Source organism: Mucilaginibacter sp. OK283 (assembly GCF_900110415.1).
In the GTDB taxonomy this organism is placed as follows: domain Bacteria; phylum Bacteroidota; class Bacteroidia; order Sphingobacteriales; family Sphingobacteriaceae; genus Mucilaginibacter.
Window position 1 is genome coordinate 103,676 of the sequence record NZ_FODR01000014.1, and the last position, 21,684, is coordinate 125,359.

18 protein-coding genes are annotated in these 21,684 nt (G+C 40.5%); 16 read left to right on the forward strand and 2 right to left on the reverse strand.

Annotated elements, in window-relative coordinates; translation table 11 throughout:
- The first annotated feature begins 1,628 nt into the window (after nt 1-1,628).
- The gene (locus BMX56_RS25470; protein WP_090652531.1) at nt 1,629-1,922 is read left to right on the forward strand and encodes a hypothetical protein; all 294 of its coding nucleotides are present in this window, start codon (nt 1,629-1,631) and stop codon (nt 1,920-1,922) included.
- A gap of 14 nt (nt 1,923-1,936) precedes the next feature.
- Here the strand turns inward: BMX56_RS25470 and BMX56_RS25475 are convergent, their stop codons facing one another.
- A complete protein-coding gene (locus tag BMX56_RS25475) occupies nt 1,937-2,272 on the reverse strand; it encodes a hypothetical protein (protein ID WP_369829653.1) in 336 nt (111 codons plus the stop codon).
- 154 nt (nt 2,273-2,426) lie between these two features.
- Entirely contained in the window at nt 2,427-2,960 is a 534-nt protein-coding gene (locus BMX56_RS25480; RefSeq protein WP_143065527.1) for a UpxY family transcription antiterminator, read from the reverse strand.
- A gap of 606 nt (nt 2,961-3,566) precedes the next feature.
- Between BMX56_RS25480 and BMX56_RS25485 the strand changes: the two genes are divergently transcribed.
- From BMX56_RS25485 to BMX56_RS25555, 15 genes are all read left to right on the forward strand, one after another.
- The gene (locus tag BMX56_RS25485; RefSeq protein ID WP_090652534.1) at nt 3,567-4,313 is read left to right on the forward strand and encodes a polysaccharide biosynthesis/export family protein; all 747 of its coding nucleotides are present in this window, start codon (nt 3,567-3,569) and stop codon (nt 4,311-4,313) included.
- A 4-nt stretch (nt 4,314-4,317) separates the two neighbouring features.
- Nucleotides 4,318-6,648 (forward strand): GumC family protein, encoded by a 2,331-nt coding sequence (locus tag BMX56_RS25490; RefSeq protein WP_090652535.1) that lies wholly within the window; start codon nt 4,318-4,320, stop codon nt 6,646-6,648.
- Nucleotides 6,649-6,762: 114 nt separating this feature from the next.
- Nucleotides 6,763-8,076: an MATE family efflux transporter gene (locus BMX56_RS25495; RefSeq protein ID WP_090652536.1), complete on the forward strand. Its 1,314-nt coding sequence runs from the start codon at nt 6,763-6,765 to the stop codon at nt 8,074-8,076.
- The gene (locus BMX56_RS25500; RefSeq protein ID WP_090652537.1) at nt 8,060-9,049 is read left to right on the forward strand and encodes a glycosyltransferase family 2 protein; all 990 of its coding nucleotides are present in this window, start codon (nt 8,060-8,062) and stop codon (nt 9,047-9,049) included. The genes BMX56_RS25495 and BMX56_RS25500 overlap by 17 nt, the downstream gene beginning before the upstream one ends.
- A 298-nt stretch (nt 9,050-9,347) precedes the next feature.
- The gene (locus BMX56_RS25505; protein ID WP_090652538.1) at nt 9,348-10,490 is read left to right on the forward strand and encodes a hypothetical protein; all 1,143 of its coding nucleotides are present in this window, start codon (nt 9,348-9,350) and stop codon (nt 10,488-10,490) included.
- A gap of 50 nt (nt 10,491-10,540) precedes the next feature.
- Nucleotides 10,541-11,656 carry a glycosyltransferase gene (locus BMX56_RS25510; protein ID WP_090652539.1) on the forward strand — a complete coding sequence of 372 codons (1,116 nt, stop codon included), beginning with the start codon at nt 10,541-10,543 and terminating at the stop codon, nt 11,654-11,656.
- Nucleotides 11,653-12,588, forward strand: coding sequence for an NAD-dependent epimerase/dehydratase family protein (locus BMX56_RS25515; RefSeq protein WP_090652540.1), 936 nt, complete (start codon nt 11,653-11,655; stop codon nt 12,586-12,588). Before BMX56_RS25510 ends, BMX56_RS25515 begins: the two co-directional genes overlap by 4 nt.
- A 74-nt stretch (nt 12,589-12,662) precedes the next feature.
- The gene (locus BMX56_RS25520; protein ID WP_090652541.1) at nt 12,663-13,823 is read left to right on the forward strand and encodes an acyltransferase family protein; all 1,161 of its coding nucleotides are present in this window, start codon (nt 12,663-12,665) and stop codon (nt 13,821-13,823) included.
- Nucleotides 13,824-13,849: 26 nt separating this feature from the next.
- Nucleotides 13,850-14,959 (forward strand): hypothetical protein, encoded by a 1,110-nt coding sequence (locus BMX56_RS25525; protein WP_090652542.1) that lies wholly within the window; start codon nt 13,850-13,852, stop codon nt 14,957-14,959.
- Between the two features lie 39 nt (nt 14,960-14,998).
- Nucleotides 14,999-16,240 carry a glycosyltransferase family 4 protein gene (locus BMX56_RS25530; protein ID WP_090652543.1) on the forward strand — a complete coding sequence of 414 codons (1,242 nt, stop codon included), beginning with the start codon at nt 14,999-15,001 and terminating at the stop codon, nt 16,238-16,240.
- Nucleotides 16,241-16,269: 29 nt separating this feature from the next.
- On the forward strand, nt 16,270-17,688 hold the full coding sequence (locus BMX56_RS25535; RefSeq protein WP_177183917.1) for a hypothetical protein: 1,419 nt from the start codon (nt 16,270-16,272) through the stop codon (nt 17,686-17,688).
- A gap of 29 nt (nt 17,689-17,717) precedes the next feature.
- Nucleotides 17,718-18,317 (forward strand): D-sedoheptulose-7-phosphate isomerase, encoded by a 600-nt coding sequence (locus BMX56_RS25540; RefSeq protein ID WP_090652544.1) that lies wholly within the window; start codon nt 17,718-17,720, stop codon nt 18,315-18,317.
- A 3-nt stretch (nt 18,318-18,320) separates the two neighbouring features.
- A complete protein-coding gene (locus BMX56_RS25545; RefSeq protein ID WP_090652545.1) occupies nt 18,321-19,331 on the forward strand; it encodes a bifunctional heptose 7-phosphate kinase/heptose 1-phosphate adenyltransferase in 1,011 nt (336 codons plus the stop codon).
- Nucleotides 19,332-19,374: 43 nt separating this feature from the next.
- Entirely contained in the window at nt 19,375-20,484 is a 1,110-nt protein-coding gene (locus BMX56_RS25550) for a glycosyltransferase family 9 protein (RefSeq protein WP_090652546.1), read from the forward strand.
- Entirely contained in the window at nt 20,481-21,677 is a 1,197-nt protein-coding gene (locus tag BMX56_RS25555) for a glycosyltransferase (RefSeq protein WP_090652547.1), read from the forward strand. The genes BMX56_RS25550 and BMX56_RS25555 overlap by 4 nt, the downstream gene beginning before the upstream one ends.
- The last annotated feature ends 7 nt before the right edge of the window (nt 21,678-21,684 follow it).

The following is a 21,684-nucleotide window of genomic DNA, read 5'->3' on the forward strand; positions in this document are numbered from 1 at the left end:
CAAAGCGATCTTTTCCGACCGCTTTTAAGAGCTACGGGCGGATGACGGTGCATCACTTAATATGGTAATGATATCGCAGTTGGGACAAGGATTTGTAAATAAGGTTTTATATTATACGCCTTGTGGATACCAAACCATCCCTATAAATAAATTAGGCTCCAAAGTTTTTCACCGCAGATAAACTTCACTTTGACTTCATTAAGCCCACGATCTACTATATCGTGAAATTGTTATACACTTTTTCCCACATTGTATCAGTTTACAACTTTACATTCTCCTGAGACAAATTTCATATATTTTTATGCTATTCATTTATCTGACAATACTTTTTGAGACGGTAATCAATCAACATTGTAACATAAATATTTAACTAAATCAAAACAAAATGAAAACCTTAACTAAATCATTCAAAGCAGTAATCTACGGTAATGCAGACGCCATACAGCTTAGAAACGTTTCTCTGGCACTAATTGTTCCAGCACTGATAATCTTATTCATTTTCGCAGCTCACGCTCAAAATGGTGGCCTAAATTAGACTGATGCACCAGCTCATTACCGCTTCGCTATCAGCAATATTCTATACAAATTTGCCCGTATAAAATTAGGTAGTGCAAATATATTTGCGGTTTAACCATCGATAAATTGGGCCTGCGCATCATTTGCGCAGGCACTGCGTGATTTAGATGAAATCTTTTCCGCCACCCAACCTCAAAAAAACATCTTTACAAATTCCATCATTCGCATTCAGGCCTTGTTGCTCAATTATTATCTTCAAAAACCAGTTCGTATATCGAGATTGCTAAATAGCTTTCTATATCCATGACATGTTGCCATTAAGCTGCCAGTCAGGATCATCAAACCCTCTCTATGCGGTGTTTCCAACTCACTCACCTTTCAAAATAGCTTTCTTGTTCATTATTATTTTAAGATAATCCGCAACGAGACTTTTGGGTTCAAATTATTCCTTTGGTGCTTAAATTTCTTTCTCAAATACCAGCGCTTGCTTTTCTCCATTAACGACATCATACACCGCAACAACTTATAATAATAAGCCAGAATTTGTTTGTTTTTATTATCAATGGCATAGCTTTCGCCTTACCAATTCAATTTCCATTAAATTACCCACAATTCACATCGCCAAATTAACAATAAACCAATTTCGTTGAGGTATTTTTGAATTATATGTAATTAACTTATACGCATCTTTATATATCACAACCAACATACAAATACAAAATATATAAACAATATATTAAAAAATATAATAAATACCCAGTATACACTATAAAAAATACCAAATAAACACAAATTGTTTAAAAAAAATATCCATATTTTAAATACTTGTTTAACAAAAATGTGACAAAATTCAATACAGAATATATTATATGGGTTCAAATCCCTGAATTTATACCGGGAATATTTATACACAAAAAAAGAAAATGATTACACAATTCGGGGTCGCCATTGATCGCAAAAATTCAAAAAATTCATTCCTGAATCTACATTACGATTGCGTTAGCAAGAAAATAAAACATAATATTTGAAACCTTTATAATTCTTTAATCGTAAAACACGGCTGTCCTATAGTTTTTTATTCTTTTATAGCTAAATTTTAAAAGCCCAAGCTGATGGTATTGGAAAGAACGACAACATCCGATGACAACAAAGAACAGACTTTCGGTCTTAATGGAATCAATTTTAAAATTAATATTGATGAATTTAAGGACTTTTTAAAGCATTGCTCAGCTTTTATGGACATTAGCAAAGAAGGATTTGATACCATGCTCGGGTCAATTTCAGACGCCATTATTGATAACGAAAATCAAAATACAACTATCGAAGAGATCAGGCCTCAACTGAAATTTCTCAGGGAAATTAATTTTTATTTAAAGAGTATTTACGATTTTGATAAATCAAAATAACTAATTGATTTTAATTATTTTTCATCTGATCGGTTTTTCATCTCCGATTCTATCTCCGCGGTATATTTTTCGGCCATTTTGGTTAAAAGCAAATTATACTTTTCCAGGGTCTCCAAATACTTATCTTTCCAATAACTAACTTCGTTTTGATGGGATAATTCATTGCCGCTTTTGGGACCTCTCTGGTAATCCACCTGAGCAAAGTCGTCAGGTTTAAATAAATGAGGAAATTCTACCGAGAAATCGTGTTTAATATGTACGCCAATCTGGTAAATCAGCTCTGTTTTAAGATATTGCTGATTAAACCAATAGTACACGGATCTCCTGTTAACCTTGGCAAGTCTGGCCAATTCACTTATGTTATATCCCTCACGCCTAACAACTAATTCAACGATTTGTCCATGATGAATATCCATAAAAGCAATCAATTTTTGTAAAAATTAGCAGTAACGATTATTTTAATTTATAACTATTATAAGAAATAATAATTGACCGTTTTTTTTGTTAGATGGCCGTACTCAACGTTAATTGGTCGGCGTTAACTTTTACAATAACAGCACAGTCCAGCTGCTCAATTACCATAAGCACTTTTGTACCCATTATTTTATTTACCAAACCCTCCATGTTAAAAAGTACGCCGTCGTTTACTTTAACCTTATCTCCAACCTTCAAGCTTTTTAAACTAACTACTTGTACATCAGTATATGACTGCGTGATAATTTTAATTTGTTCAATCTCATTATCACTAATAATCACCGGTTTTCCATTATTCGAGATCAGGTCAATCACACCTGGCACATATCTTATCTTACTTAATTGAAGCGGATTTGCTTTAACAAATAAATAAGATGGAAAGAAAGGTTTTTCTACCGTCTTAATGCGGTCAGCCCACTTATTTCGTGAGGTAATCACCGGACAATATGCTAAAATACCTTGCTCTTTCAGGCTTTTATCAATTCGTCTTTCAAAATTTGACCTGGTATAAATGACCATCCAGTGCTCTGGGGAATTATTAAGTTTCAATATTTTCGGGTTCACGGTTTTTTTTAATATCTCTTTATAAATTATCGTACCATTTAATTTGCCTTACCCTTTAATTAACAAACTCTGCTTATTTTTCCATGTCTAAACAAGCAAATTAGCCCGCCATTTTATTATTTATTATTTCACACAATGAATATATACATATTAATATAAAATATTTTTACAATAAGAGTAGCGTGGGTAGTTACATCATGTAATAAATGCTTTTTTCAACATTTGTTTTTTTTGCAATCAATTAAACTGGCAAGTACCGACAGACAACTCTAAAAATCGGCTGTTTTTATAGAATTTGCCTCCCTTCTCACTTTTTCACATTTTACGTGCTGTTTGTTATACACATCTTCACACATTGTATCAAGATGCAATAATATTGCGATATTAATAACACAAGACCTACTTTTATGCAAATATTCATATAAAACATCGCCAAACATGACGATTTAATCAATTTGAATATCTAATAAAAATATATTCGCTGTAAGTGAAATGGCGAAGCTTTACAATAAGCTGAAAGAAAGTGTAAAATAACTGCACATATATAGCACACTATACAACTCCTTCTTCACGCACCTAACTCAAATTTTAAGGTCATCCAAATTCATGAAAACTAAAACTACTATTTGCCTGGTGTTAATTTCAGTTGCATTTTGCTTTATGGCAAGTTCCTGCAACTCTTATAAAAACATACCTTATTTTCAAAATGTCAACCGGTCGGCTGCTATAAACGAAACTATCGACAACTACTCTTCGCTAACTATTCAGAAACAGGATATTTTAAGTATAGCTGTAAGTAGTTTAAATCCCGACGCCTGGAAAGACGACAACAATAAAATAAACGGCTACCTGGTTGATATGGATGGAAACATACAATTACCGTTAGTTGGAACTTTAAAAGCAGAGGGGCTTACTACCAATGTGCTAAGGCAGCAAATAGAATCGAAGCTCTCTACATATTTGAAACAGGTGTCTGTCAATGTAAGGATCACCAATTTTAAAATATCTGTAATTGGTGATGTTGCAAGGCCCAATATTTACCAAATTGCCAACGAACGCGTTAGCGTAACTGAAGCCTTAGGATTAGCCGGCGACCTGAACATAACAGGCATTCGCAATAATGTGCTTCTTATCCGCGAACTCGACGGTAAGCGACAATACATAAATATTGATCTTACATCTGCCGATCTTTTTAAATCCCCTTACTACTATCTTAAAAATAATGATGTAATCTACGTTCAGCCGGATAAAACCAAATCAAATTCCGGTGATAGAAGTTACCGAAACATCAGTTTAATACTATCGGCCTTATCCGTAATAACCATTGTACTCACCAGTGTTCTAAAAAATTAATCTTATGAAAAACGAACGCCTGTTTCTATCCTCATCATTTGATGATAAAGATGAACCAACCCAAAAAGATCTTGGCGGATTATTAAGCAAATACCTGCACAGCTGGCCTCTATTCGCCATTTGCTTGATAATCAGTTTGTGTATTGCCTATTTTTATATCAAAAACACCAAACCTGTTTATGATATTAAAGCCAAACTGGCCATAAAAGACGAAAAAAAATCGTCGGATGCCAAAGAGGCCCTGGCCGAAATTGATGTTGTAGGTCAGCCAAAAGATATCGAAAGTGAGTTGGAACTAATAAAATCGAGGCCACTGATAAGGCAGGTTGTTAATGATTTGCAACTACAAACCAGTTATAAGGAAAAAGCCAATTATAGCAGTAAGGATATTTATGCCACAACCCCGGTAAAATTTAAGCTGATACAAGCCCAGGGCGAAAACCGGGATTTTTCACTCACCGTTTTTATTAAAGATGCCCAATCATTTTCGATAAAAACAGATGACACGGAATCGCCCGATTACCATTTTAATACAGTACTAAAAAATAGTATTGGTGCATTGATGCTAACCAAAACCAAAAGTTTTGATAATTATATTGGTAAAACAATCAGTGTTAATGTTCAAAATCCTGAGGATGTTGTAACGCAATATCAAAATTCAATACTGGTATCTTTAAATAAAGATGCTCCCATTGTTGATATGGAATTGGAGGATGAAGTACCCGAAAGAGGAAAAGAAATTTTAGAACAGCTTATAAAGGCGTATAAAGTTTCGAGTATCCAGGATAAAAATAAAGCCACGCAAAGCACGCTCAAATTTATAGACGACAGGTTATCATCACTTACAGGTGAGTTAACCAATGTAGAAAAAGATGTTGAAGGGTTTAAGAGCAGCATTGGGTTAACGGACATTTCATCCAAATCAAAATTTTATCTTGATAACGTTCAATCAAATGATTCGCGCTTAAATGACGTTAATGTACAGCTGAACGTTATTGAAGGCATTGAACGTTACGCCAATTCAGGAAATAATTCGGGTAACGTACCTGCAACGCTTGGTATTTCCGATCCGGGGCTTATCAGTTTGGTAGATCAGTTATCTAAATTGCAATTGCAACGCGACAGGCTTTTAGCCACCACTCCCGAGCAAAACCCAATATTCGAACCTTTAAATCGTCAAATAAAGGCAACTAAAGCAGCTGTAAAAGAAACAGTTAGTGGCATTAAGGCTTCTTTATTATCGGTTCAACACGAACTTCAAAACAATAACTCTGGCTTTGAAGCCTCAATAAAAAATATCCCGGGCCAGGAAAGGCAGTACATCAGTATCAAAAGACAACAAAGCATAAAAGAAAACCTGTACATCTATTTATTGCAAAAAAAGGAAGAAGTATCATTGAGCTACGCCTCTACCCTTACCGGGATCCGCACAGTAGAAGACCCTTACTACATCGCTCCAAAATCAAAAAAACAGGTCCCTTACGTGCTTGCCTTTTTACTTGGCTTAGGGTTGCCTGCGTCATTCATATATGGCCGCGACCTCTTGAAAAACAAAGTATTAAACCGCGCCGAAATCGAAAAAATTACTGGAGTTGAGGTAATTTGCGAATTGAACCAAAACAAAGGAAAAAATCAGATTGTGGTACTCGAAAAAAATGCCTTCGCGATAGCTGAGCAATTCAGATCGTTACGAACCAACTTATTTTTATTATTTCAAAACAGGCAAAGCGGGCGGGTAACCCTATTTACTTCGAGCGTAGCCGGCGAGGGGAAAAGTTTTATTACCAGTAATATGGGAGCAGCACTTGCCGCTACCAACCGTAAAGTTATCATTTTAGAGCTTGACATGCGCCGGCCAAAAATAGCCGACATTTTTAATTTATCAGCGCAAAATAAAGGGTTGAGCAATTACCTGAACGGCGAAGTTGAGCTATCGGAAATAGTCCAGCCGTCCGGCGTGCATCCGCAACTCAGCATTATCGGTGCCGGGGCCATCCCCGAAAATCCATCAGAATTACTTGACAGCATTAAACTTGACGTACTTATCAATAAATTAAGGGATGAATACGATGATATTTTAATTGATACGCCGCCAATTCACCTGGTAACAGATGCGCTGATACTGGCAAGAATTTGCGATGTTACCTTGTACGTTGTAAAACAAGGCCATACCAATAAATCTGAACTTACATTTATTAAGCAAATGGCTAAAGAAGATAAGCTTCCTAACCTGTATATTATTTTCAATGGCATTCAACGCACAAAATATGGTTATGGATATAACTACGATAACAGTTATTACAACAACCCTAAATTAAAAAAGCAGCACGCTTAACTCCTCAGCCCGGTCGGTTTCAGCCTTTGCCCCAACATCAAATCAAACGGTTAAACTTCGTTTAATACTACCCAAAACTACCCTATCGGTTTATACACCGGCACTTATTTTTTTATGAAAGCTATTGCTCAAAACTTAACCATCAATTCAAAATATGCTAAGGCAATTGAATGGGGTAAGCTCATAACCATAACCGGATCGGCACAGTTAATCATACAAGTAATTGGCTTTCTAAGCGCTATTATTGTTATACGATTACTGCCCACAAAAGAATATGCCTTATATACTTTGGCAAATATGATGCTTGGCACAATGATCCTGTTAGCCGATGGCGGAATATCAACCGGCGTAATGTCGCAAGGGGGCAAAATATGGATGGATCGTGAAAAATTAGGTTTGGTAATAGCCACCGGTTTAGACCTAAGAAAAAAGTTTGCCGCAGGCAGCCTTATAATAGCCGTACCTGTTTTGTTGTACCTTTTGATACATCACGGTGCGGGTTGGTTATTTGCATCACTAATAACATTATCCCTTATACCGGCATTTTTCATGTCGTTATCCGGTACATTGCTGGAGGTTGCCCCCAAGCTAAAGCAGGATATTGCGCCACTTCAAAAAATACAGGTTGGAACCAACGTTTTGAGGCTTATACTTACCGGCCTTACCATATTCGTTTTCCCATGGGCGTATATAGCGGTGCTTGCTTCGGGTTTGCCCCAAATATGGGCAAACCTTCAACTGCGCAAAACATCTTACAAGTATGCCCGTATTCATCAGCAGCCTGATCCCCTTGTTCGTGCGGAAATATTGAAATTTGTTAAAAGGATTTTGCCAGGCGCAATTTATTATTGCGCCTCGGGGCAAATAACCATCTGGCTTATATCAATTTTTGGCTCAACAACAGCAGTTGCACAAGTTGGTGCGCTTGGTAGGTTAGTAATGGTGTTGGGGCTATTCAATGTCCTTTTCTCAACTTTAATATCGCCGCGTTTTGCACGCCTGCCCGATAATAAAAGGGTGTTAATGAGCAATTACCTTAAAATACAATTGTTGTTGTTTGTGCTGATGGCGTTAATTATAGCCATTGTGTGGCTGTTCCCGGTGCCTATTTTGTGGGTGCTCGGCCCATCATATGCAAACCTTAAAAACGAGATGGTTTTAAACATTGCGGGCAGCTGCGTTGCCTTAATTGCTGGTTCATCATTCTCATTGTATACCCACCGTGGCTGGGCAATAAAACCAATAATTCTTATTCCGGCGAGTATTGCTGCCATTGCCGTATGTGCGGCACTCATTGATATCTCGACACTTAGGGGCATTTTGCTACTAAATCTTTACGTTGCCGGCTTCGAGGCAGTGATGCACGTTGTCTTTAGCCTTATTATGATTAATAAAGTAAAAACCCAAAACTATGTCGTTACTGAATAAACTGCCGCGCATTGAGAGCAAAGAAGGCTGGCCGTGGACTGAAGAAGTAAACGCCGATATTTACAAGTCAAAAAAGCAATGGCCCAAAATTTCAATTGTTACACCAAGCTACAACCAGGGTAAGTTTATTGAGGAAACCATCCGCTCGATTTTATTGCAAAACTATCCCAACCTGGAGTATATTATTATTGATGGCGGCAGTAACGATGACACCGTTAATATCATAAAAAAATACGAGCCATGGATTAGCTTTTGGGTTAGCGAGAAAGATTCGGGCCAGGCAAATGCAATAAACAAGGGAATTACAAAATGTACCGGAGATATTTTTAATTGGATAAACAGCGACGACTACCTTGCGCCTGAGGCCCTCTGTAACGTTGCCTCTATCTATAAAAAAGGCGTTACCATCGCCGGGAAAGTGTTTAATTTTTACGACAATGACCCTTCTTTTAAAGATATAATCGAAAACAAGAACCTCACGGCGGGCGATTTTATATCGCTCAAAAGCACATTCCATCAGCCGGGTGTTTGGTGCGATTTGGTTAATATTAAAGCGGCGGGTAAGTTTCCCGAATATTCATCCTATTATTTCGACAGAATCTTTTTCACCTCCTACTTTGTTCGCTTTAAAACAGTTTTATATACCAACAACGTATTGGTTTATTTCAGATACCATCATGAATCAAAAACTTTGGTAATCAGGGACAGCAAAGCAAACGAGTTAATTGATTACTACCTGACACTCTTAGCCGAACCGCTATTTAAACCTTTTACCAAACAACTTAAGTCGGCACTTAAATATCAGCTGCTTCCCGAAAAACACATCAGCGATTGGGAGTATAAAAATGCGGATAAAAGTTTTGCAGCCAGGATATCAAGCTATTTAGGCCTGGCCCTTGTGAAACCCGGCTTATTACAAACGCGCCACTTTTTCACCAAGTTTAAAAGAAGCGTTCTGCATAGTTTAAACTAAACAACAACACCTTAAGGTTGATCAAAGAACTCTGTTAATCTCACATTTGGTAAACGTATTTAATTAAGGATCAGTCGTTAACATTCAACTTCTGTATAAAGTTTAAACATAGTGGTAGCGGTCTTTTATGATTAAAAACAGGTGATTTTCCCGTTTTTGGGTACTATGTATAACCAATAAAGTGTGTGTACCGGTACAGGGTGACACCCCCTGGTACACCCTGACACACCCTGGTACGGGGTGGTACACCGTAATGTATGTGAAATCAATCAATATAGGATATATAATAACTTAAAAGATGAAGATCACTTTTATCTGCGCCTCATTGCAAACAGGCAGCGACGGCGTAGGCGACTATGTTCGGCGTTTGGCATGCGAGATCATAAAAAGAGGCGATCAGGTTGAAGCTATAGCTATAAATGATAGCTATTTATTCGAAGTTAAAAATGAGGTGCAAAGCATCGATGGTGTGGAGTTAGCTGTACAACGTTTACCGGCCAATTTAAATACGACAGAAAGATATGACAGACTGCGAAAAAAAATAGCAGTATTTAACCCCGACCTGGTTAGTTTACAATATGTAGGGTTTGGATTCAATAAATACGGCCTGCCAATTAATATTTCACTAAAACTTGGCAAAGCCATTGGGGCCAGGAAACTACATATTATGTTCCACGAATTGTGGTGCGGGATGGCAGCAAATGCCCGATTTAAAGAAAAAATTTTAGGCCGGCTTCAGAAGACTTTTTTAAAAACCTTAGTTTTTGCATTAAAACCCGAGACTGTTTTCACAAGCATTAAACCCTACCAGCACTTTTTAAAGCAAATTGGCATCACAGCCGCGGTAGTTCCGATTTTTGGAAACATATCGGTAAGCGAATCAGGAAGCCAGTCTGATTGGGATGATCTGGCAACCAGGGCCGATCTGTTGCCGTTAATCTTAAACCGTAAAGATTGGTTAATATTCGGTTTTTTTGGTACCACATATAATTGTCCCGGGCTCGATAACCTGCTCAAAATGGGGGTTAGCACAGCAAAATCTTTGGGTTTACAATTGGGCGTACTGTTTATTGGCCACAACAGGCAACTCGAAACAGTCAACATGATCAGGGAATTACCAGGCATTTTTTATTGGGAAACCGGTCCGCTGCCGCCGGCCATGATAAACCGCAGCATGCAACTGGTACATATTGGCGTTGTAACCAGCCCTGTTGATGGCATTGACAAAAGTGGCTCGGCAATAGCCTGGATGGAGAGAGGGATACCAGTTATGATTTCATCGGCCGATACAAACTACCACGCAAAGCCGATGGAAAAACAAGGCATCTACCAGGCAAGTTCACCCAACGCTATTTTACGCGCCTATACCCTAAAAAATCAATTAACCGCTCCTAATAATCTCTTAAATGCAGCGGAAGCATACACAGCTTTTTGTCTTTAAAAGATCAGCCAAATCTAAGGCTTAAATACATCAAGCTAACGAACTAAATAATGACACAATCATCTCCGAAAAAAATATTATTAATGGGCCATACCGATGGCTTGGGCGGGGCACAAACCGCCTATCGAGAACTTTTTGACTTTACCATAACGGCTGGTTATACGCTAAAAATAATTAACATTACTGATAGGCCTGTTGCCGACCAACCATTTGGCGATAAAGCTATAATTGGCATAGTTGCTCACAAAGTATCCGGCCTGTTTCAAAAGATAAAGAAATACGTTGCGTTGATTTTAGCGGGCGTGAGGGCAAGATTGTATGGGCCCGATATATTTGTAAGTATTGGACTATCAAACTCATCCATTTTTATAACCCGGTTTCTCAAAGCCGGCAGTTTTAAAATCGCCCAGGATTTCATAGCCAATAGGTCGCAGGATGAACAAATATGGATCGATACCAGGACAAATTTCGACGGCATTGCTGTGCAGGCACCATCAATGCTTGAATACTGGACTACAACTTTAGCCAACCCACGCGGAGTGAATTGGCTGCCATGTTTCCCGCAGCCGCCTGTAGATGGAGTTTTAAAAACAAGCACCAATAAAACCAAAGGAAAAATAAAGCTGGCCTATTTCGGCAGGCTTGCCGGCAACAAAGGGCTACCATTACTATTTAAAGCAATCGCATCGCTTCCGTCACACGGTGATTTTTCATTGGATTTATGGGGCAAAGGCGAAGAAGAAGATAGGCTGCTAAAGCTTGCAAAAGACCTGAGGATTAAACATAAAATCAACTTTTTGGGAGGATATCCCGGCGACAGAGAGGGAGCAGAATTAATGGCATCTTATGATAGCCTGGTTTTAACATCTACAGAGATGGAGGGCCTGCCACTTATTTTATTAGAATCGATGGCCTACGGGCTACCCTTTATGGCAACAAATATCGGCGCTATAAAAGATTGCTGCCAAAACAATCCAGATTCTATCCTGGTACAGCCAACCCTTGACAATATTACAATCGGCCTTTACTTACTGATAAAAAGAATTGAGACCAATGACTTTGACCCCGCAAGATTAAAGGCATATTATGATCAGCATTTTTCTACAACCGTAATGGCCGCCCGTTGGCAACAGTGTTTTGATAACCCTAAACTATTCTTTTCATGAATAACCAAAAAACTATACTTATAACAGGTGCATCGGGCTTTTTGGGCACCTACCTGGCCGATGCCGCTTCAAGACAGGGTTACAGGTTAATTGGTATTGACCTTCGGGCACCGCTTCGCCCCCATTTATGGGCCGACTTTGCAACCTCATCATTGGAAAATGCCGATCTTGATCAATTAATTAAAGGAGATGCTTTAGCAGCGGTATGTCATTTGGCAGGGGGTGCCTCTGTGGCATCTTCAGTTAACGACCCCTACGGCGATTTTTCAAGTTTATTACCGGGCACCGCACGCATTGCACTTTACCTTGCTAAAAACCAGCCACAAGCCCAGGTATTTTTCTTTTCGAGCGCTGCCGTGTACGGTAATCCTAAAACACTTCCAATAACCGAATTTACAGCGTTACAGCCCATTTCACCGTATGGTATTCACAAGTCGCTGGCAGAATCGCTGTTATCAAACTATTCCAGGGCAATGGGACTAAAGGCCACTATTTTTCGCATTTTCTCTGTATACGGTCCGGGACTCGGGAAACAGCTTATTTATGATGTAAGCATGCGTGCCATCCGCGCCGCGGCAATTGGCCAGCCAGCCATCAGGTTGTTTGGGACCGGAGCAGAAAGCCGGGATTTTTTATATGTCGAGGATCTATGCCAGGCCGTGCTTACAGTATTAAAACATCCTTCGGATGAAAATTTTGTGATATATAATTTGGGCTCAGGAGTAGAAACAACCGTAGCCGAGGTTGCTAATTGCCTTGTAAAGCATTTAAATATTAATGTTGAGATAACTTTTGACGGTAATGTACCCAAAGGCGACCCCTTAAATTGGCGGGCAGATATCAGTAAAATATCAAAATTGGGGTTCGCCCCAAAGTACAGCATGGATGATGGGCTAAAACAAGTTGCAGAGTGGGCAAAAGTTTCAGCCTAAAAAATCACCAGCTTATATAAATCGATTGTGTTTATATAAAAAATAAACGTTTTCCCCGCGTTAATAAAAATTAGATGAAATACAATCCGCAACTGGATAGCATGCGTGCTTTGGCGGCACTGGCAATAATAGCTCACCACTATCTTCTTTTCCCGGCCGGATGGATAGGGGTTCAATTCTTTTTTGTGCTATCCGGTTTTTTGATATCGGGCATAGTTCTAAAAGGAAAGCAGCAATACCAAACTCAAGGCATGATTACGTTTTTTAAGGACTTTTACAAACGCAGGATGTTGCGATTGTTTCCTCTTTATTACGGATACCTGCTAATACTGGGTGTTATCTTCCTGTTTATACATAAGCCTGAGGCTTTAAGTACCGAATGGCCATGGTTGTTAACTTACACACTCAACTTCAGGTGGTTGTTTGATAGCTACACGTTTCACATGATATACGGCCACTTATGGAGTTTATCTCTTGAATGGCAATTTTACCTGGTTTGGCCTTTGTTTTTATGGAAATTACCCGAAAGCCTCTTTTTAAAAACATTACTTTGGTTGTTGCCGGCAGCAATGGTTATAAGGGTTGTAGTATATTTAGTGTGCAACCACCTGCAATACTTTGTAGGTTTCGACGGAAATGCAATTGATGAAGCGCTGGCTCCTTATGTGCTGCCATTTTCACATCTGGATGCATTTGTATTTGGCGCTTTGTTATGTAACAAACCTTTCAGGGAGATAATGAGTAAAGCCAGGGTTGTTTATTCATGTATTACTTTAACCGTAGTTACGGGTTTGCTTCTGGTTATTTCCATTCCATCTTACCATTTATCTTCTTTTGGCTGGCCAGGTAACCTGCCGCAGGGCTATCAATGGATCTGGGGGTATTCGGTGCTGAACTTAACAAGCGCTGCTATAATAGCTAACCTTTTGGAACAAAAAGATGTGTGGTTGTTTTCTTTTACTAAACTGCGCCTTTTTCAATATTTAGGTAAAATATCCTACGGCATGTATGTTTACCATCCAATTATCATATTTAGTGTAATGGCATTTAGTGCCAAAATGTATGCCTTCCCCGGAAGTAAAATTTTAGAGTTATTAATAGTAATTGCCTTAACTACCGTAACCGCACATTTTTCATACGAGTTTTGGGAAAAACGTTTCATAAAAAAACGAACTGTACCAACACCCCTTACAAAGCCCGAGGACCTGCCTGAGCCCGAAGCCGTTTATAACTAAAGCAAAAAAACAAATCATTTTTACCAATGAACACGAGCACCTACAGGCAGTTGATCATCATCGCGCCTACCTGTCCTCCGGGGGTTTGCGGAGTAAGCGATCACGCATATAAAACAGCATTAGCATTAAACAAATTTTACAAATCGGTTAAAATCGGGGTAGAATATTTTCCCGAAGTAATACGGGATACTCCGCTAACTTTAACAACAGCATACTGGCAAAGTCTGCTTAAGCAAATTGAAAAAAACAGCACTCCCGGCGATTTGCTCTTAAACTTTACACCAACAAGTTATTCCAAAACAGGGTTACCGTTTAAATTGCTGCAGGCATTAAAAAAGTTTAAAAAAGAGTCGCCATACAATCACCTTTATATTTTTTTTCACGAAACATGGGACGATAGCGCTGGTTTGAGAATACACCATAGGTTACGCAATCAACTTATAAAATACACGGTAAAACAACTGAGCAAACTGGCCGATGGCATTACTGTAGTAACCAACGAGCAAAAAGAAAAAATAATATCGCTAACCAATAGCAAAAAAGTAAGACTGAGTTTGGTTGGCGCAAATATTTTGCCGGTTGATAAAGAAAATGGATTAACAAGCATCAGGAAACCGGGCGAATGGGTAATATTTGGCTTAGCCCATACCCGCTTGTGGACACTTCAACAACATCTGCCACTGATACAAAAGCTGCACAAGAATGGCTTGATAAAAAAAATTTACGCAATTGGGCCCCTAAACAATCATTACGCCGATGAAGAACTTAGCCTGGCATCGGGCCAATTAGGGCCTGGTGTTTTAATACAGACAGGAACGCTTGATCCCGGCGAAGTTTCGGCAATGATGTTAACTGCAGAAGCAGCGCTGGTAGGCCAAACTGCCGATAGTCTTCGCAAATCGGGCACTTTCGCGGCGCTGTCTGCACATGCAGTGCCTGTAATTTGCGAGGCACCTGTAACATTAGACGAGCCCCCGGGTGTTGCCATATTTCGCCCGCACGAGTTAATGACCAACCAAACACTGCTATCTACCATTGAAGGAGAAAAAAGACGACTGTTACTGCACCAATGGTTTTGGTTAACAAGGAGTTGGGAAGCTATCGCCCTTGACATGCAAAGCTGGATAAACGGTTAAATTACATTTTGCATTTATATACAACTACTCAAAGGTTTCATGAAAATAAATATTTCTCATCCTACTGGTAACCGCAATGTGAGGGCCGTTATTACCAGCCTTGCCAAAGCGGATATGCTCGGCGGCTTTAATACTACGCTTGTGGCCAATGCGGATGCCTTGTGGCTTAAGTTAATGCCCCAAAATATCCGCACAGAATGGCTAAGGCGCACATTCCCGGTATCAAGGGCCAGTATTCATACCCGGCCAGTTCTTGAACTTGCCCGTATGACTATGCCCAGGCTGGGCTATAATAAATGCATTGAACATGAAAAAGGATGGGCAAGCATTGATGCTGTATACCATGATCTTGACAAGTATAACGCCCGGCAACTTGTAAATAATGCAGCAAAAAATAAGATAGACGCTGTTTATGCCTATGAAGACGGTGCTTTAGAAACATTTAAACAGGCAAAAAAACTGGGGCTAAAATGCATTTATGATTTACCTATTGCCTACTGGAAAACAGTTAAAAAACTCATGAACCAGGAAGCCGCCAGGCTACCACAGTGGGCTGTTACACTGGGCGGAGGTATCAGCGATTCTGAAGCCAAACTGGAGAGAAAAACGCAGGAACTTGAACTGGCCGACGTTGTAGTTGGGCCGGGGTCATTTGTAATTGATTCGCTGCCCTTTTGGGCAAATAAAAAATTGATCGTTTCGCCCTTTGGATCACCGGAAACAACGCCAGGTGGCTTAAATGTCCCAAAAAATACAAATGTCCCGCTTCGCGTTTTATTTGCCGGGTCGATGGGGCAACGAAAGGGGCTTGCAGATTTGTTTGCGGCTATAAAAAAAATAAACAGCAAAAATGTGGAGTTGGTTGTGATGGGTTCGTTACTTGCGCCAATTGAGTTTTACCGTAATGAACTATCGGGTTTTACTTACGAAAGTGGCAGATCACATGATAAAGTGTTGGAACTGATGCGCACCTGCGATGTATTTTGCCTTCCATCAATTGCAGAAGGCCGGGCGCTGGTAATGCAGGAAGCGATGAGCCAGGGCCTGCCGTTAATTATTACCTCCAACACAGGCGGGGCCGATTTGATTGACGAGGGAGAAACCGGTTTTTTGATACCAACAGCCTCGCCCGACAGTATAGCCGAAAAAATCTCCTGGTTTTTAGATAACCGTAACCTGATACCCGAAATGGGATATAAAGCGCAAAAAAAAGCCGCCGGTTACACATGGGATGCTTATGGAGATAAAATAGCCCAATCGCTTCATGAGTATATATCTTAATGCTGGTACCAAAATTATTTAACACCATAATGACTGGTAATATAACAACAATGACCACGCTTCAGGGACTTTCAAAAAGCTTTTACGTTGCCCGGCCGGTTGACCGTAAAGACCCTAACCTTCTTTTAAAGCGGGGTATCTGGGCTTACTTTTTACTGCTGATATTTGAGGGAGCGTTACGCAAATGGGTATTGCCCGGCCTGTCTACTCCCCTGCTTGTTGTACGTGATCCATTAGCTCTTTGGCTGGTTTTACTTGCGTGGAAGCGCAACCTGTTACCGTCAAATTTATACGTTAATGGGATGATAGCCATTGGCGCAATAGGCATAGTTACCGCCCTTGCTTTCGGGCATGGCAATTTTGCCGTGGCCATTTACGGCGCCAGGATCCTGATGTTTCATTTTCCGCTCATGTTTGTTATCGGTAAAGTATTTGACCGTGATGATGTAATCAAAATTGGCAAAGCAACTATATGGATAACAATACCCATGGCCGTATTAATAGCTATGCAGTTTTATAGCCCGCAATCGGCATTTGTTAACCGCGGTGTTGGCGGCGATTTAAAAGGTGGTGGTTTTGACGGAGCTATGGGATTTTTTCGTCCACCGGCTACATTCTCATTCACAAACGGCACAGCCTTGTTTTTTGGTTTTTCGGCCGCGTATGTATTTTACTTTTGGCTAACACCAAAAAGCATAAATCGATTGGCGCTTATTGGTGCAACGCTGGGTGTTATGGTAGCTATACCGTTATCAATAAGCCGCAGCCTGTTGTCTCTTGTGCTGGCTTGCACGCTATTTTCGCTGATAGCCATATCGCGCAATCCAAAATACCTGGGCAAAATGCTGGTGGCGATAGTAGTACTGCTAATTACGTTTACCGCCTTAAGCCAGCTCAGTGTTTTTGCTACCCCGCTGGAGGTATTTACACATAGGTTTACCAGTGCCAACGAAACTGAAGGTGGAGTATCAGGTGTATTTGTTGATCGTTTCTTAGGCGGCATGATTGGTGCTATTATCGAATCGGCGCAAAAACCATTTTTTGGTTACGGGATAGGGATGGGAACGAGTGTCGGCAGCATGCTCATAGCCGGCGATCATACTGTTTACCTGATATCCGAAGGTGAATGGGGCCGCCTGATTGGCGAAATGGGTATTATCATGGGCTTCTCCGTTATTTTTATAAGAATTGTTTTTGTGTGGAATTTAACTATCGATAGCTTCCGTAAACTTGCTATCGGCGACTTTTTACCATGGATGATATGTAGCATTGGCATTTTGGCCATTATGCAGGGGCAATGGGCCCAGCCAACGTCGCTTGGCTTCGACGTGGTGCTTGGTGGTATTACACTTGCCGCATTACGCACACCAAACCGCAAACTATGGGTGGTAAAAACCATTGAGCAGGATAATCCTGTTAACCCAACCGGAAATCAACGCGCCATTTAATCCAATAACTTACCTCAATTTATCTTTTTATGTTAACCCAATTAAACGTGGCTGCCCCCTCTTTTGCCGAATCGCTTGAGGAACTAACAAACGTAATCTCGGCAAGCAAAAAACTTGAGGAATCAGTATTAGCAGCCTGTTCGGCAATTAAATACTCAATTTTAAATGGCGGCAAACTCATCAGTTGCGGAAACGGCGGTAGCGCTGCCGATGCCCTTCACCTTTCTGAAGAACTTGTTGGCCGCTTTAAAGCCGAACGCCGCAGCCTACCCGCTATTTGCTTAAACGCCGATGTAACCGCAATTACCTGTATTGGGAATGATTATGGCTTCGACGCTATCTATTCAAGGCAACTGGAAGGACTCGGCAAGCCGGGCGACGTACTGGTTGGTTTTAGTACAAGCGGCAACAGCCCTAATATCATCGAAGCTTTTGCGCAGGCACGCAAACAAAATATCATCACCATATACCTCGGCGGTAAAAACGGCGGAACCATAAAAGGCACCTGCGATCATGAAATTATCATACCAAGCAATACTACTGCACGCATTCAGGAAATGCATACACTTATCCTGCATCAGTGGCTTGAAGAACTTGACATAACAGACTGGAGCACCTTAAATTATTAACTCATGAACCTATCTTATTTATTAAAAGGGCTAAGCACCATTAAAGTATTGGTCATTGGCGATTTAATGCTCGATCATTACATCTGGGGTAATGTACACCGGATATCTCCGGAGGCTCCTGTCCCGGTGGTACAGGTAAATAAAGACACCTACACGGCAGGCGGTGCTGCCAACGTTGCCATCAACCTATCAAACCTGGGGGTAAAAACCAAAATAATGGGGCATTGCACCATGGACGAAGCGGGTAAAAAGCTTTTAGGAATTCTGTCTGGTAAAGGTGTGAAATATCTACCGCCCGAATTACTGTTCCAGGCACCTACTATTGTTAAAACAAGGGTTATTGTTCATTCACAGCAACTTTGCCGTATCGACCGTGAGGATACTCGCGAGTGTTATACCATAGACTCGGCTCCGGGTTTTGAAAATATGCTGCGGCAAGCCCTTTCGGATGTTGATGCGGTGATCGTATCTGATTATGCCAAAGGTGTTATCTCCCAATCGTTACTTGACTCTATCTTAAAAATAGCCCGCGATTTACCGGACTTGTTAGTAGCTTTAGACCCGAAGCCGGCCCGAAGGTTATCATTTCGCGGCGTTGGGCTGTTAACTCCAAACCGTGCCGAAGCACTTGCCCTTGCAGAACTTCCAGAACCTGCACCGGAAGAAAAATATCCGATAGAAAAAATTTGCAGGCGCATACATGATATTTATAATCCCGAAATTTTGATAGTGACGTTAGGAGCCGACGGAATGGCAATTAGTCACCGTGGCGAAGTGGTTGAACATTTACCAACGGTTGCACGCCAGGTTTTTGATGTATCGGGCGCAGGCGATACGGTTATAGCCACCTTAACCGCAGCTTTGGCAAGTGGCGCCAATGCAGCCGAGGCGGCCCGCTTTGCAAACGCTGCCGCAGGTTGCGTAGTTGCACATGTAGGCACCGCGCCTATAGATTACCAGGAGCTTGAGGATTGGCTGCTTAAAGCCGATATGGAATATCAAAGTATACTATAACAAATATTCATTCGCTTCCCCTTTGCGGTAATTGCCATCAATTATGAGCATTTCTAAAAACAACAAAGTACTTATATACAGGCTTGGCAGCCTGGGCGATACTGTAATGGCTTTGCCCAGCTTCCACAAAATAAGAAATTCGTTTCCACATGCAGATATTACTTTGCTTACCAATAAACCGGTAATGGCCAAAGCTGCTGCAATTGAAGCTATTTTAGGCAGCCATTACTTTTTTAACCGCACCATTAATTACCCGGTGGGCACCAGGAACCTTAAAGTACTTTTTGATCTGATTAAGCAGATCCGCGCATTAAAAATTGATACGGTAATAAATATTAATCCAACCCGATCAAAAAATTCCCTGTTAAGAGATAAGTTGTTTTTCAAAGCTGCAGGTATTGCAAATTTGGTAGGTTTTGATGCAGCCAGGGAAGATTTTGAAGTTTGTGTTGATCCACAAACAGGCATCATGGAATGGGAAGCTAAACGATTAGCCAGGAGGATTAGCCTTTTGGGTGCAATTGATTTATCAGATGACAAAAATTGGGATTTGAATTTAACCGAAAGCGAATTAGAAATTGCCAATAGTTATGAGCTTTTATTAATAAAAGATACTCCTGTACTGGCTATCTCAACAGGCACAAAAAATCAATCGAACGACTGGGAAGTTGGCAACTGGCAAACGTTATTAAGCCAACTATCAAATTTGCTTCCGGGTTGGCAGTTGATGATCATAGGAGCTCCGGACGAAGCAGAAACGGCGGCACAACTTATATCAGCCTGGAAACATCAGTCGATAAATTTGTGCGGCAAAACAACACCCAGGGTATCGGCAGCATTGTTAAAGAAGGCTAAGGCTTTTATTGGCCATGATAGTGGCCCAATACATTTGGCTGCCGGAGTGGGTACACCGTGTGTAGGCATCTACTCTGCGCGCAACTTACCCGGCCAATGGTTTCCGCGGGGAGAAAATAACCAAATACTTTACAAGCTGCCAGCGTGCGCAGGTTGCGGACTTGAAGTTTGCTTGGTTCAACAAAAAAAATGCATTCTGTCTATCACCGTAGATGAAGTAATACAATCGGTATTTAAAATATTAAACAACAAGGCACCTGTTTCTTCGTCCATTTTAACCGCTGCTGTACAATTATGAAAGTACTCCACGTAATTAGCAGTATGAACCCCGAAACTGGTGGCGTATGTGAGGCGGTGAGAATATGCGCAGGCGGTTTGCAAAAGCTGGGTATACAAAACGAAGTTGTTAGTGTAGACGAAGATATTTTTAACAAAACAGACATCTTTCTTCAGCACGCATTAGGCCCGGCAGCAAACGCCTGGCATTATAGCAAATTATTATTGCCGTGGCTTTCTGCCAATATTACCCGGTTTGATGTTGTAATAGTTCACGGCCTTTGGTTGTATCATGGTTTCGCCGTTTATAAAGCATTTAACGCGTTAAAGACAAGCGGTATTAAACCAAAACTATTTGTGATGCCTCATGGCATGCTTGACCCCTATTTTCAACGGGCAAAAGGCCGGAGGATAAAAGCAATCAGGAATGTAATTTATTGGAGCTTAATTGAAAAAAAACTTATTAATAGCGCAGATAAAATTTTATTTACATGCGAAACTGAGCTAATTCTTGCCCGGCTGCCTTTCTGGCCATATAAACCAAAATCTGAGACTGTTGTTGGCCTGGGGGTAATAGCTCCTCCCGCCTACAATATTAAAATGGCTGATGTTTTTAAAAACACAGTACCAGGATTAAATGATAGTCCGTATTTGCTTTTTCTCAGCAGGATACACGAGAAAAAGGGGGTCGATTTAATTATTGATGCATACAAACAAATCGCCAAAAGCCAATTAAGTTCAATAAACGGTAAGGTTAGCAACCTACCTAAACTTGTAATTGCCGGCCCGGGCCTCGACAGTAATTATGGAATACAAATGCAACAAACAGTTGCCGAATCGACACTCCTAAAAAACCTTGTTTATTTTCCGGGTATGCTTACCGGCGAGGCCAAATGGGGAGCATTTTACGGGTGCGAGGCGTTTGTGCTGCCAAGTCATCAGGAAAACTTTGGAATAGCTGTAGTGGAAGCTTTAACATGTAATAAGCCGGTGCTCATATCAAACCAGGTAAACATCTGGCGCGAGTTATGCGAAGCCGGTGGTGCATTGGTTGCCGACGATAATAAAACCGGGACTTATGATATGCTTAGTACCTGGCAGAAGTTATCATTAGTAGAAAAACAAAAAATGGGAGTCAACGCCCGGCGTTGCTACGACCAACATTTTGAAGTGAATGCAGTCATCAATCGTTTTCAAGAGGTTTTATTCAATTAAAAAAGTC